Here is a 14,785-nt window from a genome sequence, read left to right on the forward strand (position 1 = left end):
CTGGACATTTCACTAATGTTGTTGATAATTCTTAATCAGTCATGTTGTATGATGTATACAAGTATGTCCTCTGAGTGCAGTATGTCCAGAAAATCACGTCTCCACTCGTTGCGCACTCAATTGAGCCGCAATGATCAAAATTTAGTGAGACAGCGCTCAGAATTGCCACAAGATACACTCACAAAAGCGTTGTCTTATGCCATGCTAGGACGTTGTTAACTTTCTGTTTTACTTTTCAGCTGAGTTGCAAATGGACCTCTCTTATCTTCAGCTGACTTCAGTGCCCGTAGCCTCAGGGCAGTAGTGTGTTTGCAGAACAATAAGATAACAGCAAAGTTAACTGACATATCAATCACAAATTAGACAAACCGAAGATCCGGATGCTCCAACATCCGGAAAAATAGACCGATTTTAATGTTACCGGGTCCGCCTGCACAACAGAAAGATAAAGCAGCGATGAGGTGGCCTCAAATCAGACCAGAACCTGACAATTGAAAACAGTATCTGCCGCATCTGACCACTGCCTGATGGTCGCCACTGCCAATACCAGTCAGGGCAGGCAGACCAGCTCAGCGCGAGCAGCCAGCAAATGCTGCAGGTCATGCAGGGCATGCCAGCCCCCGCATAACAGGTCAGGGCCGAACATGCCTGACAAAACTTCCTGACACAGCTGCCAGGGCAGGTGCACGGGCGGTTGCACGTATTCGTGCATGCATGCATGAATTAACTGTCGCCGGAGGGGACTGAACCTGTACATGCCAGGTCAGTCGGGTTAACAATGTTCCTGCCAGTTGCTCTGATGTGAACCGGAACAGGCTGCAATGCACAGCGCTGTATTTAACAACCTGAAGAACAATGCGGCTGCCAGCGTTTCTGACAGTCTTTTCATATAGTGAAAAATATACCTTAGAAAGGGGATATTATGCGTTTAACCAAAGTCGCCAGCGCTCTGGCTGCTGCCCTGCTTATGACCATATCTGTCCAGGCCTCTGCAGGTAATCTCAAAGTATGGTGCTGGGATGAGAACTTTAATATTCCTGCAGTTAAAAAAGCCATTGATATTTACCGTGTAAATCATCCAGGCACTACTTTCACCATCGAATATCACGAGAAAGGTGAGGTCCTGGACCTGATTCATAAGGCCTTTACCACCAGTAATTACTCCAGTATGGCCGACATTATTCTGATGGAGGACTACAGCTCACGTAATCTCGTAGTCAACTATCCGGGCCTGCTCAAGGATCTGACAGCTGATATCGATCCTTCAAATTACGTTGACTACAAGACTGCTGTAACCACAGTTCAAGGCAAGACTTACGGCATTCCATTTGATACCGGCGTAACAGCTCTGTTCGTACGCATCGACCTGTTTGAAAAGGCCGGCTTCAAGTTAAGCGATTTTGAAGACCTCACCTGGGACAAATTCATCCTTATGGGCCGCAAGGTCAAGAACATGACCGGCGTGCCCCTCCTGCCATATGACCCTACCGACCTGCAGGAAATCCGCATCATGATGCAGTCTGCCGGTTCCTGGTACACCTCAATGGAAGACTCAAGCAAGATCACCATTGAGAACAATGAGGCCCTCAAGGAAAGCCTGCTTACCTTCAAGCGTCTTAACAACAACGGCCTGCTGGTCCCATACAAGGGCTGGGATAATTTCCTTACCACTTTCCAGAAAGGCAAGGTTTCTGCCGTACTGAGCTCCTGCTGGCTCACTCCCTCCTTTGAGGAGATTGATGAGCACAAAGGCAAGTGGCGTGTGGTTAAGATTCCAAAGATGGAAAATGCCAGTGCTACCAGCTACTCAAACCAGGGCGGCTCCCAGTGGTTTGTTAATGCCCGTTCCCGTAACGCTGCAGAAGCTGTGGACTTCCTTAACAAAACCTTTGGCAGCGATATCAATCTGATTAACCAGCTGGTCCCTGAAATCGGTCTTATTTCTTCAATTAAGGACATTTACACTCTGCCAAACTACCAGAAGCCAAATCCTTTCTTTGGCAATCAGCTGCTGGGACTGCACTTTACAGAGTGGACAGCAAAGATTCCAGCCGTTAATTACGGCACACACACCATTGAAATTGAAGACGCTGTTGAAGAGGCCCTCAAGAAAGTCATGGCAGGCGAAGATGTCAATGCTGCGCTCAAGGCTGCCCAGGTAAATGCAACCAATATCTACAAGGCTTCTCAGGAAAAGTTAAAGGAGCAGATAGCCAATAGACCTGCCAGGGAAATTCTGGCTCCGGAAAATGATCAGTCTATGGATGTATCCAACTATCCGCCTCCAACAACCTCATCAGCCATGACAGGCACAGGTCCTGTTTATATTGACATGGACGTCAAAGGCACTGCTGTTACCCAAACAAAGCAGGTAACAGATCTCCCGGCATCTGATGCCTCTACCGATGTTTCTGACTATCCACCGCTGGACACCACCAAAAGCACTGACGTAGCTGACTATCCTCCGGTAACCGATACAAAGCCTGAAGAGGATATTGGTATTGACGACCTTGAAGATCTCAATGCCATGTCTCTTGATGATCACATGGAGCCTGCTCCGCTTGACCATGCAGCTCAGGATGGAACACATGATCCAGCTGTTACCCCTGCTGCCGTAATTGCCGAACAGGATCAGGCCTCCAGGCAGGATACTGACATTTCAGACAGCGATCATGATGACATGCAGGCTCTTGAGTCCATGTCACTTGATGACCACATGAAAGATGCCTCAATGGCTAGCACTGACGTAGCCGACTATCCTCCAGTGAATACCATGAGCAGTACCGACGTTGCTGACTATCCTCCTGTGGACAGCATGAAGAGCACTGATGTCGCTGACTATCCTCCTGTAGACAGCATGAAGAGCACTGATGTCGCTGACTATCCTCCTGTTGAGCCGGTACCTAATGGCGCAGAGCTGGATGACTACTCAGACATCGATCTGACTGTAGACCCGGAGCTTGAGGCAAAGTAATAACTGCCCGCCTGCCAGTGTCTGACCGTACCGTCAGCCGTCCTGGCCATGCGGACATCCCAGCCCTGAACCACCACAGGCACCGTCCCGGGTAAAAGCCAGGCCAGGGCCGCACCACAGGCCACCACAGGCACCGTCCCGAAATGCAGCAATGCAATCAAGGACGGGGCCTTTGTTTTTCTGGGGCATCAGCTGTGCAAACGCTACCACCTGAACCTGTCAGCTCAGTGTCCGCAATGCGCTCAGTACTGTGCCCCGCAGAAACAGCGCCACAAACGCACTTCCGCTCACGTCACAACCATAAGCGTGGCATAAGGCCTCTGGGCCAGGTATAAGGCCTCAGGCGCCAGGTATAAGGGCTACAGATTATGGCATGGTTGCACAGCATCAGTTTGTCCAGGAAAAATGGCCTGCGTGCCTTTATAAAAACGTTTACATACTATTAAGGCAAGATGGCCTGAGGAACGCCGCTATGCGGGCTGTAGCAAGGTGTGTACGTGCCCATGCACAATTTGTCTAAGCTCACAGTTTTGGCATATAGACCTGCAAAATCTGTCAATGATTGTTATTCTTGAATTGTAGTGGCTGCCCAGGCAGCATTTTGAGGGAAGCCCCTTTGACAGGCGCTAACACGATTTAGCTCAGGGGCAGTAGTGAAAAATGTGTGGAGAGTTCCATGTCGGAAGTAAGAGAGCTCAAATACACCAGAGGTGTACTTGAAAAGCGTAACGACATATGGGGCTGGTGCTTTGTAGGCCTGGCCGCTATCCTGATCATAGAGTTTGTGTTCTATCCTATGATTCAGGCCTTTATCATGTCCCTGTACAGCGGTACTGGCAACAATATCCGCTTTGCCGGCCTGTACAATTACGAGCGCATGCTGGTTGATTCCACCTTCAAAAAGGCCCTGTTCAATACCTTTATCTATCTCATTATCCAGGTACCGGTAATGCTCTTCTTTGCCCTGGTAGTTGCGGTAATGCTCAATGACAAAAACCTTAAATTCAAAGGTTTCTTCCGCGTAGCCATCTTCCTGCCATGCGTGACCTCCCTGGTATCCTACTCCCTTATCATGAAAGCTATCTTCGCCAACAATGGCATGTTCAACTCGGTCATGACGGGGTGGGAAATACTTGATCAGCCCATCTTGTGGGTCACGGATCCTTTCTGGGCCAAGGTGCTCATCATCATTTCCATTACCTGGCGCTGGATAGGCTATAACATGGTCTTCTATCTGGCCGGTCTGCAGAATATTGAGCCATCGGTATATGAGGCTGCCGACATCGACGGTGCAGGTCCGGTCAAAAAGTTCTTTACCATTACTGTACCGTTGCTCAAGCCTATTATTCTCTTTACCACCATTACCTCTACCATTGGCACGCTCCAGCTCTTTGATGAAGTACAGAACATCACTCAGGGCGGTCCGGCCAACGGCACGGTAACCATTTCCCAGTACATCTACAATCTTTGCTTCAAGTTCACACCAAACTTCGGCTATGCCAGTGCTGTAGCATTCGTAGTAGTACTGCTGATTGTGATTCTTTCCCTGATCCAGTTCCGCCTGGCAAGAGACAAGGACTAGAGGAGGCTTACGATGAAACAGTCACGCTATAACTTTGCGGTTACCTTTATCCGCTATGCCATTCTGATCTTTGCCTCCTGCATCTCACTCTTTCCATTTGTGTGGATGCTCATTGCTGCAACCAATTCCAATGTGGCCATCAACTCGGGCACCATGACCTTTGGCAGCGAACTGGGAAATAATCTGAGCAAGCTGTTCAATCCTGAACTGGGCTTTACCAGAGCCGTTGGCAATTCAGCCATTATTGCCCTGATTACCACTTTCTTTGCCCTGCTCATTTCCTCAGCTGCAGGCTACGGATTTGAGATTTTCAAGTCCAAAAAGCGCGATATCCTCTTTGGTGTGCTGCTGGTCTCCATGATGGTGCCATTCTGCGCCCTGATGATTCCGCTGTACCGCCTGTTTGGCACTTTCGGCTCCATGGGCTTTGACGATGACGGCAATCCTCTGGCGCCATGGAAGTGGCTGGGTCTTGATACCTACTTTGCAGTGGTCATGCCTCTGGTTGCCACAGCATTCCTCATCTTCCTGTTCCGCCAGAACACCAAGGCCTTCCCAAAGGACATTCTTGAGGCCGCCCGTATCGACGGACTGAGCGAGATTGCCATCTTCTTTAAAATGTATTTCCCGGTAATGCGTCCTACCTACGCAGCCGCTGCCATCATTACCTTCATGAGCAGCTGGAATAACTTCCTGTGGCCACTGGTAGCTCTGCAGACTCCTGAGATGCGCACCGTACCTCTGGTGCTATCCAATATGGGCTCATCCTACACCCCTGACTTTGGCATGATCATGTGCGGCATTGTAATAGCCACCCTGCCTACGGCCGCCATCTTCTTCCTCATGCAGAAGTACTTCGTAGCCGGCATGGTAGGCGCAGTCAAGTAACAGCGCCCCTGCCACCACGCAGCAGCCCAGGCAGTCAGGCCTCAGGTAGCCCCGTACAGTTTTTGAGCTGTCGCCAGCATCAGGATGCGACGGCCAGCCATACAGTTGAGAGTTAAATATGGCCAGTATTTTATTGAAGCACATTGCCAAGGTTTACCCAGGAAATATCAAGGTCGTTAAGGACTTCAATCTTGAAATCAAGGACAAGGAGTTCGTGGTATTCGTAGGCCCGTCCGGCTGCGGAAAGTCCACTACCCTGCGTATGATTGCCGGCCTTGAGGATATCAGTGCAGGCGAACTGTATATTGGTGAGCGCCTCGTCAATGACGTGGCTCCTAAAGACCGTAACATTGCCATGGTGTTCCAGAACTATGCTCTGTACCCTCACATGACTGTGTACAAGAACATGGCCTATGGTCTTATCCAGCGCAAGGTTCCGGCCGATGAAATCGACCGTCGTATCCGTAATGCAGCCGAGGTGCTGGGCATTACTGCATATCTGGACCGCAAGCCCAAAGCCCTGTCTGGCGGTCAGAGACAGCGTGTTGCTCTGGGCCGTGCAATGGTGCGTGATCCTGATGTCTTCCTGCTTGACGAGCCTCTGTCCAACCTCGACGCCAAGCTGCGTACCACCATGCGCTCAGAGATCTCCAAGCTTCACAAGCGCCTTGGTACCACATTTATCTATGTAACCCACGATCAGATTGAGGCCATGACCATGGGTGACCGCATTGTGGTTATGAAAGATGGCGATGTAATGCAGGTTGATACTCCTCAGGCCCTGTATGACCATCCAGCCTCCAAATTCGTTGCCGGCTTCATTGGCTCTCCTCAGATGAACTTCATGGATGTCACCATTGAGCGACGTGCTAACTCCCCTACCGGTTTTACCTGCGTACTGGACAAGCAGCACAGCTTCAACATCATGCCACGCGAAAATATGCCTGACCTCAGTCAATACGAGGGCAAGAAGGTCACCATGGGCATCAGACCTGAGCATATCTACACCGGACGCACTATTCCAGGTGAGCGTGACACATCCGATCTCAGCGCTGAAATCGATCTGGTAGAGCCAATAGGCTCTGAGGTCTACCTCTTTGTCAACGTAGACAGGTACAAGCTGTGCGCCAAGCTGCCACCGGTCACCGGCCTTGAGGAAGGTCAGAACATCTCCCTTAAGATTGACCTCAAGAAGATGTACCTCTTCGACAGCGAAACTGAGCAGGCCCTGCTCAACTGACCAGGCCTGGCCCCACACGGCCCTGCCTCACCGGCCGGTAATGGGCGGGCCTGGCTCAGCAAGGCAGCGCCAGGCTAAGCAAGACCGCCCATGCCGGCTGTGCCACATACAGTAAAGCCGCCCCTGAGGCGGCTTTACTGTATGTGCATGCAAGGTGGAAGTCCCAATGATTGAGAAGCAAACAGACATGCTGATTTAATGCGCCTGTAACACAGCATCAGAGCATATGGAACAGCGCAGTTGCAAAAGGCCGGACAGCTTCACAGAATTAACATTGGCTTAACTTCTGGTTTTGGTGCTTTTGACATGGTATGTCTATAATGGATCCAAGGACAAAATTAATACATCTGGCACTGCCATACAGTGCACAGGGCCGCATAATCTGCAAAGGTGACAGTCCCGGATGGATTTGAGCTGACTGAAATCATATGGTCGGCATATACAGGAAAACGTAATAACGGTCAGAAAGTTCAGCAGCTCCCATGATTAACAGGAGCACGGGCTGACAAAGTGACCAGTCTCCCTGGCAGATGCAACAACCAGTCTGCTGACATAAGGGTCATAACAATCAGGACGCATAAGGACCGGCATCAGGCAGCTGATCGACAGCTGCACATCGTCATGCCAGGCAGTCCTGAACCGACTGTACAGAATTTTCCTGCACCATCTGGTACGGCAGTAATGACTGCAGGTATCAGGCCCCAGGAAAAGAGGAAATACCAATGAGAAAAAGCCCTCACTTCGCCCGCAGCGGCTCCCAGTTTCATCGCTCCAAGCGTCGTCGCCTCCAGTTCAAGATGATGCGCCGTGAGCAGCACAAGCGCCGACTGATCTTCTTCCTGCAGGAAAACCGCATGTAAGTGCAACAGCGCCGCGTAACGCAGTGCAAAGCCGTGCAGCGCAATGCAGCGCAGTGCAAGAGCGCGACATCGTTTTGTGAAGCTCCTGCAGCCGTGTCTGCCAGCTAAAGACAGGGCAAACAAAAGGTACACAGCAAAATCAGGCTCCCACCGGGAGCCTTTTTTATTCAGCCACTCCCGCCACGCTCCCACCACGCTCCCGCCACACTCCCACCAGGCCTGCCTCCACCAGCATCACCGCAGCCCGATTCCGCAGGCATAGCCCTTCCAGGCCCAATCAGTAAAGTGTCTGACAGAAATTATTCCCGGTCCTCATTCCCGGCTCAGATACGTAATTTATAATCAGCTCTACTGATTCTGGATAATTACAGGCGGCAATCTGCAGTACTAATTTGCCGCAGTCCATTGGTCCGGAGCACTGAAACTGCCTGAAAGATAAGGCCTTAGAGCTCAGCTGAGCCCGTGAGCACGGGCTCCCGATAAAGTATTCACCAATAATGCTCTATGGCATAAGCTTTGCTGTGTAATACCAGTCACAGCATGAGGAAAATGCCGTCCCCATGAACACAGGACGACAGTCTTCAATGTAGCAGGAGAGCGGCAAATGCCTTTAACAGGCTGTATTTTGCTTACCTGGAACATGATTCTGATTACCATCAGAGCATCCCTGCAGTCTCATACAGGGCCGCTTTTGTTGTAGAATGTTCAGAAGCTGGGGCTTTCAGCAGGTTCGCTTTGCAAATGCTAACGCGCAGGAGTTGAGAACGATGTTCATTACAAAACCGCAAGATATGATGAAAGAGTACCGCAAGGGCTCTGTAAATGCACAGCTTGAGGTTGCAGATCCATACACCATTACCAAAGCCTTATACAATGGCGTTTTTGAGCGTCTTGGTCAGGCCAAGGGCGCTATTGAGCGTAATGATCTGGAGGATAAGGCCAAAAAGCTGGCAGCTGCCACCGCCATTATCCAGTATCTCAAGGACACTCTTGATCCAAGCCATGCTCCTGAAATTGCAAAGAACCTTTCACTGATTTACGACTTCATGCTCGATAAGCTCGGTGAGGCCTCCATCAACGTGGATACTCAGCCTATTGATGATGCTCTGCGTGCATTCATGCCTATCAAGGAGGCATGGGACAATCTGCCACAGACTGCCATTAAGGAAGCACATTCTCAGATGCGTACCAATGAGCAGCACTTCCAGCACAACTACGATCCTCACAAGAAGCTGATTGACGGCAATGTTTAATTGCTGAGGCCTGTGCCTCAGTTAAGCATTTGTGCCATAAAACCAGCCATTCAAGGCTGGTTTTATCGTATACAGACTTACCTTTCCACTGGCAGCTCCGGCTGCTGCAGGAACACCAGGGCAGAGCCCGCGCCATCAGGCAAAGGCCACAGCATAAGGCCGGACAGCACCTTGCTGCGCCCCCAATACTTAAGGACATTCCCATGAATCAGGAGCTTTTAGACTTGGCAAAGGCCATTGATGACAACGATGACGCTATCTCTGACGCTCTTGAAGCCGAAGACCTTGAGCTTGCCGAGAAGCTCAGCAGTGAGAAAGTAGTACTGTTCAGAAAGCTCTATGAGCTGACCAAGGACCTTGAAGACCGTACCGGTGTTGACGAATACCTGCAGTCGCTTTATGAAGTGACAGCCGAGCAGCGCGATATTCTGGTAGACGAGCACGAAAAGGTACGCCGCGAATTAAGCGGCCTCAAGAAGGGCTCCAAAGGCCAGCAGGCCTACCGTCAGGTCCGCCGCTACTAAACACAGGGCGGTACCCGCCTGCTGACAGCTCAATTCTCTCCCTGTCACTGCAAGGCACAGGGAGAACAAAGGCGCCTTATGGCGCCTTTGCTGTCTGTACACTCTACAAAATATTCAGTACAGCATTACGAAAACACCTCCTCAACCTGGCAATACCGCGCAAAACCTGGCAACAGTCCACTGCCACTACCTAAAAGATTTCCCAGAGCATCTCTCTGCCTGCATCCCAGCACTTGCAATCAGAACAATCCCTCATCAAGTCCCGTCAACATCCCATAAATAAGCTCATCCCTGCATATTTACATAAGTGCTTACGAAAACTCACAACAGAGCATCGTGAGTGTGGCCGCTTATGATCATTTTGCTTACTGAGGCTGTCGATTTATATCTATTTCCCGGCATCTGGTACCAGATCTACACCTTTGAGCTCGAACATTTCAAAAATTTTTTCCACACCTGATGACGCGCAAAATTAATGATATTTATCAGGTTTAAAGACTGTCTGCCTTAATAATTTCAGCCCGGCGATCAGGACTTTTTGAGCATTGATATCCAATCTTGCGCAATTCTTGCATGAAGGGCATCCAAAGCAATTAACTAAAGCCTTATGCATTTTTATGACACAGCACTGAAGGCGATTTTGCTTCAGGAACTGTGAACTGCGGCGCGCTCAACATGCCCCGCGAATGTCGCAGCGGGCATGGCAGATTTAGAACCTCGCTGAACTGCATCAGTCAGCTGGAAGGAATTTTTATGACAGACCAGAAATCTCACGATTCAGACTACCAGGGTAACGTAGACCGCGAGTACGAAGAGCTGAAAATGATGTGGCCTCAGGTTGATGAGAACACTGCTCCTTCAGCTATTGATGCCCAGTTTAAGACCCGTAAGGAAGTCGAGGATGAGTTCAGGAACGAACTGGGCTTTGACCCAAGTAACCTCGATGAGATGTCCCAGCATGTGACCCAGATGGACAGTGGTCAGATGTCAGAGCACATCACTCAGCTGCTTGAGCTGCAGAAGATCATGAGTGAGATGCTCATTGAGCGCTTCAACCGCAATATGGAAGCTTTCAAGCTCTATATGCCATCCATCTACGATCAGTTCATCGATTACAGACCAAGCGAAAGCCTCGAGTTCATGTGTACCTCCAATGGCGTTCCTAATCTGTTCTTCCCTGAGCGTGGTGAGTTCTTCTACAAGGTTTTTGATCCGGTTGAACTGTGTAACTCACAGGTAGACCTGGTTCTGGAAAAGAGCCCTTTCAAGCAGCTCAACTATGGCCTTGATAACGAGCTCTTCGGCCAGATCCACCACCGTTACCTCAACGAGATGGTCAAGTTCAACCGTGAGCACGTACCGGTTAATGAAAACCCTCTTGTATCAGGTTCCTGCCCTATCTGTATTATCGTAGGCTGTGGTCTTGGCTATCACATCGGCCGCCTGTACGAGCGTATCGACATTGGCAATATGGTTCTGATTGAGCCAAATCTGGACCTGTTCTTTGCTTCCCTGCACGCCTTTGACTGGGCCAACCTCCTTGAGTACCTCCATGAGAGCCGTCGCGGTATTTACCTCATGGTCGGTCAGTCCAAGGAAGAAGTATTCGAGGACCTCAACAGCTACTACAACCGTCATGGTCGTATGCTGGCCTGCTACATGTGGTCCATGGTTCACTACCGTTCCAAGGAAATCAATGACATTTCCGACCGTCTGGTAGAGGACTACGAGCGTTCCTATGCCACCCTGGGCTTCTATGACGACCACCTGTTCGCCATGGCTCACGGTATCAGCCACGTTAAGAATCACGCCGGCTTCGTACTGTCCGATGTCAAGTTCCCTGAGAAGTGGGCTGATGTGCCATTTGTAGTGGTAGCTAACGGTCCATCCCTGTCTCATGATCTTCCTTTCCTGCGCAAGATTCAGGACAAGGTAATCATGCTGGCCTGTGGTACCGCCATTGAGACCCTGTACAATGCCGGCATCAAGCCTATGTTCTACGGTGCTACCGAGCGTCTTCGTATCGTATCTGAGCACCTTTCCCTGATTCCTGATCAGGACTACCTCAAGGACATTATCCTGGTTACCGGTGACGTTATTCACCCTGAGGTATTAAAGCACTTCAAGCACACTGCTATCTTCGGCAAGGCTGATGAGACCTTCTTCTGGCTGGCCGCCGCCAAGATGTACGATCAGTGGCGTAAGGTTAACTCCATCTCCCTGATGAACCCTCTTGTAGGTAACCTTGGTGTAGCCGCAGCTACCCAGTTCGCTTTCAAGAACGTATTCCTCTTTGGTGTGGACAACGGCACCAAGCGTGAAGACCGCAAGACTCACCCGGATGAGAACCTGTTCTACAACGGCAGCAACAGCAACAATGAAGTTCTGGCTGCTCAGAGTGAGATTTCTGCCCTGAACTACCGTTTGGACGGTAACTTCGGTGGTGAGGTATACAGCAGCTACGTATACCGTCTGTCTGCCCGATACATGGAAGTTATCATGCGTCACGGCATTAAGGACAAAGAGATCAACTACTGGAACTGCTCTGACGGTGCCAAGCTCAAGGGTGCCGAGCCTAAGCACTCTGAGGAGCTCAAGTGGGAGAACCTGCCTGATCTGGACCGCGATGAATTTATCAAGTTCATGGTTGAGGAGAAGACCACCCGCTTCCACCTGACCAAGGAGCAGGAAGACAGCCTGGTTGATATCGATGCCGTAGAGTACGTATTCCATGTGGTCATCAAGCTGCTGACCCTTGAGGATCGTCCTAAGACCCGTATTGACTACATCTTCATGCTGCAGACTGTCTGTGAGGTGCTCAACAAGGTTCACGATACCCGTGACTACTATGTTGCCGACCTTATCGACGGCTCCCTGTACGGCATGTTCGCCATGGTAATGCGTACCCTGTACCAGACCAAGAACGAGAAGAAGGCCGTAGTACTTGCTGACCAGCAGCTGCAGTACATCATCTACTTCCTTGAAGACGCCATGAAGCTCTACCACTTCATGCCTGACTACTGCGCCGAGGACCACCAGGTCCACCTCAATGGCGTGGTAGGCTATGACCACGGTGACTGCAAGGCCCACAAGTTTGAAAGACGTAAGCCTTACGTAACCAAGGAGGATACTGACAAGTATCCAAACCGCAAGTTCGTCAAGCGCTACGAATAACCCCGCCCGCCCCTGCACCGCGCCTCCAGCGGTGCACCTCCAGCGCCCGCACCTGCGCCTGAGCAGCACCGCTCAGACGCTTTCCAAAACAGGCACTGGAGCACAGGCTAAGGCGTAGAAAAGCCCGGTATCTTCGGATATCGGGCTTTTTCGTTTTGTAAATCACATGCTTAGGTATGCATGTTTTACATATCTATGAAGATAACTTGATTAAGTAACATTTGTGTAAATAACCAGTTTGCATTGCGCTGAGTATGGTAAAAATGCCATTTTGACAGCAAGGACAAATTGACGTTAGTCAGGGCAAGGAAAAATAACACACAAACACGCATCCTGCTCTGCCAGGAGCCACCATTCAGAGGTGCACACCATGGCCGTATACGTCAATACAAACGTCAGTTCTCTGAACGGACGCCGCTATCTCAACAATGTCCAGAACCAATTGACAACCACCTATCAGAGACTGTCTTCCGGACTGAGAATCAACAGTGCAAAGGACGACGCAGCCGGCCTCCAGATCAGCTCCCGCCTCACCACCCAGGTAAACGGCCTCAACCAGGGCAACCGCAATGCCAGCGACGGTATTGCGCTCGCCCAGACCATCGAAGGAGCCCTGGACGAAACCACCAATATGCTCCAGAGAATCCGTACTCTGGCTGTTCAGGCTTCCAACGGCACCAACACCACTGACGACCGTGTTGCTCTGAACAAGGAAGCAAATGCCCTGCTGTCCGAGGTCAACCGTATCGCTCAGCAGACCACTTTCGCCGGCAAGACCGTTCTGGATGGCGTAGACACTAATGCTGGTGGCAAGTCCCTCTTCGGCCAGGGCGTTGCTGCTGGTAATACTAAAATTGCCCGTATGACCCTGCAGGTAGGCGCCAATAAGGGCGACACAATCGATTTTGATGTTGCATCTTTCAAATTCACCAAGATCGCTGAAGACTCCAAAGCCGTTAACGGCGCCGGTGGTCAAGGTGGTGGTCTTGCTCCTGATGACGTTCTTAAGGCTACAGGTAATCAGGGTCCAAAAGCACTTCGTCTTTCCATTGCTGACAGCGCTCAGAAGACCATTCAGCTTATGGATGCCATGATCGGTTATGTTGATTCCCAGCGCGCCGGACTAGGTGCAATACAGAACCGCCTTGAGTCTTCCATACGCAATCAGGCAAACGTTTCCGCCAACCAGGCTGACGCCCGTAGCCGTATTCGCGACGCTGACTTTGCAGAGGAGTCTGCAAACCTTTCCCAGCAGTCCATAATTCAGCAGGCTGCTACCTCCATGCTTATGCAGGCCAACACCCGTCCTCAGCTGGGCCTGTCCCTTCTGGGCTAAAAGATTACCGCTAATATTCAAATGGAGGCATCATGAACTCATGGCCTCCATCTTAGTGGTTCATCTCTCTTATTCATGTCTACAAAGGTGAAACTATGGCCGTTTACGTCAATACAAACGTCAGCTCGCTCAACGGACGCCGCTACCTCAACAACGTACAGAATCAGCTCACTACGACCTACCAGAGACTCTCGTCTGGCCTGAGAATTAACAGTGCAAAGGACGACGCTGCCGGCCTCCAGATCAGCTCCCGCCTTACAACCCAGATTAACGGCCTCAACCAGGGTAACCGCAACGCTTCTGACGGCATCGCCTTTGCTCAGACCGCTGAAGGTGCCATGGACGAAATCACCAGCATGCTCCAGAAGATGCGTACTCTGGCTGTTCAAGCAAATAATGGCACTAATACTGGAGACGACCGTAAAGCCCTGAGCAAAGAAGCTACAGCTCTTGCACAGGAAATCTCTCGCATTGCCAAGCAAACAAAATTTGGCGGCTCTCTAATTCTTGATGGAGCTGGCGCTAACTCAATTATGACAAAGGGCGGCGCCAATGGTGTTAACTCAATTGGCAAACTGACCCTTCAGGTTGGTGCCAATAAAGGCGACACAATCAACTTTGAAGTTACCGCCATGAAGTTTTCGCAGATTGCAGGTGCAGGTGGTGTTCAGGCAAATGATCTTGCAAAGTTCTGGAATAAGGGTCAAAACAATAATCCTGACTCAGTCTCCCTTACAACTACCGAAAAAATTGAGGCAGCATTAACCTCACTGGATAAGATGATTGCTGCTGTAGATGCTTCCCGCGCTGACCTAGGTGCAATACAGAACAGGTAGTGTTAACATAATTATATCGCTAAGGAAATCCACGAAATTTAGCTTAAATATCGGAAATCTTCCTAAAATAATCTTGACATTTTGACACAAACTACTATTGTAGCCCCTCTTCATCTTG

General features: G+C 50.3%; 10 protein-coding genes. All 10 read left to right on the forward strand.

What is annotated here, in order from left to right; all coding sequences use genetic code 11:
* Positions 1 to 922 precede the first annotated feature (922 nt).
* The 10 genes from MXE41_RS07430 (at position 923) to MXE41_RS07475 (ending at position 14,667) form a co-directional block, all read left to right on the forward strand.
* Positions 923 to 2,974, forward strand: coding sequence for a hypothetical protein (locus MXE41_RS07430; protein WP_247100048.1), 2,052 nt, complete (start codon positions 923 to 925; stop codon positions 2,972 to 2,974).
* A 676-nt stretch (positions 2,975 to 3,650) separates the two neighbouring features.
* Positions 3,651 to 4,556, forward strand: coding sequence for a sugar ABC transporter permease (locus tag MXE41_RS07435; RefSeq protein ID WP_246977281.1), 906 nt, complete (start codon positions 3,651 to 3,653; stop codon positions 4,554 to 4,556).
* Positions 4,557 to 4,568: 12 nt separating this feature from the next.
* Positions 4,569 to 5,444, forward strand: coding sequence for a carbohydrate ABC transporter permease (locus tag MXE41_RS07440; protein WP_246977279.1), 876 nt, complete (start codon positions 4,569 to 4,571; stop codon positions 5,442 to 5,444).
* A 118-nt stretch (positions 5,445 to 5,562) separates the two neighbouring features.
* Positions 5,563 to 6,684: a sn-glycerol-3-phosphate ABC transporter ATP-binding protein UgpC gene (gene ugpC / locus MXE41_RS07445; protein ID WP_247100049.1), complete on the forward strand. Its 1,122-nt coding sequence runs from the start codon at positions 5,563 to 5,565 to the stop codon at positions 6,682 to 6,684.
* Positions 6,685 to 7,406: 722 nt separating this feature from the next.
* Positions 7,407 to 7,544, forward strand: coding sequence for a hypothetical protein (locus MXE41_RS07450; protein ID WP_246977277.1), 138 nt, complete (start codon positions 7,407 to 7,409; stop codon positions 7,542 to 7,544).
* A 767-nt stretch (positions 7,545 to 8,311) separates the two neighbouring features.
* The gene (fliS, locus tag MXE41_RS07455) at positions 8,312 to 8,797 is read left to right on the forward strand and encodes a flagellar export chaperone FliS (RefSeq protein WP_246977276.1); all 486 of its coding nucleotides are present in this window, start codon (positions 8,312 to 8,314) and stop codon (positions 8,795 to 8,797) included.
* A gap of 203 nt (positions 8,798 to 9,000) precedes the next feature.
* Positions 9,001 to 9,321: a hypothetical protein gene (locus tag MXE41_RS07460; protein WP_246977275.1), complete on the forward strand. Its 321-nt coding sequence runs from the start codon at positions 9,001 to 9,003 to the stop codon at positions 9,319 to 9,321.
* A gap of 753 nt (positions 9,322 to 10,074) precedes the next feature.
* Complete coding sequence (locus tag MXE41_RS07465) at positions 10,075 to 12,495, forward strand: 6-hydroxymethylpterin diphosphokinase MptE-like protein (RefSeq protein ID WP_246977274.1); 2,421 nt, start codon at positions 10,075 to 10,077, stop codon at positions 12,493 to 12,495.
* 370 nt (positions 12,496 to 12,865) lie between these two features.
* Positions 12,866 to 13,831, forward strand: coding sequence for a flagellin (locus MXE41_RS07470; protein WP_247100050.1), 966 nt, complete (start codon positions 12,866 to 12,868; stop codon positions 13,829 to 13,831).
* Positions 13,832 to 13,926: 95 nt separating this feature from the next.
* Positions 13,927 to 14,667: a flagellin gene (locus tag MXE41_RS07475; RefSeq protein ID WP_247100051.1), complete on the forward strand. Its 741-nt coding sequence runs from the start codon at positions 13,927 to 13,929 to the stop codon at positions 14,665 to 14,667.
* Positions 14,668 to 14,785 lie beyond the last annotated feature (118 nt).

Origin of the sequence: Anaerobiospirillum sp. NML120449 (assembly GCF_023051105.1) — a bacterium.
Taxonomy (GTDB): domain Bacteria; phylum Pseudomonadota; class Gammaproteobacteria; order Enterobacterales; family Succinivibrionaceae; genus Anaerobiospirillum.

What these genes read in the sequence shown, in the direction of transcription:
- MXE41_RS07430 (WP_247100048.1), top strand. Translation starts at nt 923, where the DNA reads ATGCGTTTAACCAAAGTCGCCAGCGCTCTGGCTGCTGCCCTGCTTATG.
- MXE41_RS07435 (WP_246977281.1), top strand. Translation starts at nt 3,651, where the DNA reads ATGTCGGAAGTAAGAGAGCTCAAATACACCAGAGGTGTACTTGAAAAG.
- MXE41_RS07440 (WP_246977279.1), top strand. Translation starts at nt 4,569, where the DNA reads ATGAAACAGTCACGCTATAACTTTGCGGTTACCTTTATCCGCTATGCC.
- ugpC (WP_247100049.1), top strand. Translation starts at nt 5,563, where the DNA reads ATGGCCAGTATTTTATTGAAGCACATTGCCAAGGTTTACCCAGGAAAT.
- MXE41_RS07450 (WP_246977277.1), top strand. Translation starts at nt 7,407, where the DNA reads ATGAGAAAAAGCCCTCACTTCGCCCGCAGCGGCTCCCAGTTTCATCGC.
- fliS (WP_246977276.1), top strand. Translation starts at nt 8,312, where the DNA reads ATGTTCATTACAAAACCGCAAGATATGATGAAAGAGTACCGCAAGGGC.
- MXE41_RS07460 (WP_246977275.1), top strand. Translation starts at nt 9,001, where the DNA reads ATGAATCAGGAGCTTTTAGACTTGGCAAAGGCCATTGATGACAACGAT.
- MXE41_RS07465 (WP_246977274.1), top strand. Translation starts at nt 10,075, where the DNA reads ATGACAGACCAGAAATCTCACGATTCAGACTACCAGGGTAACGTAGAC.
- MXE41_RS07470 (WP_247100050.1), top strand. Translation starts at nt 12,866, where the DNA reads ATGGCCGTATACGTCAATACAAACGTCAGTTCTCTGAACGGACGCCGC.
- MXE41_RS07475 (WP_247100051.1), top strand. Translation starts at nt 13,927, where the DNA reads ATGGCCGTTTACGTCAATACAAACGTCAGCTCGCTCAACGGACGCCGC.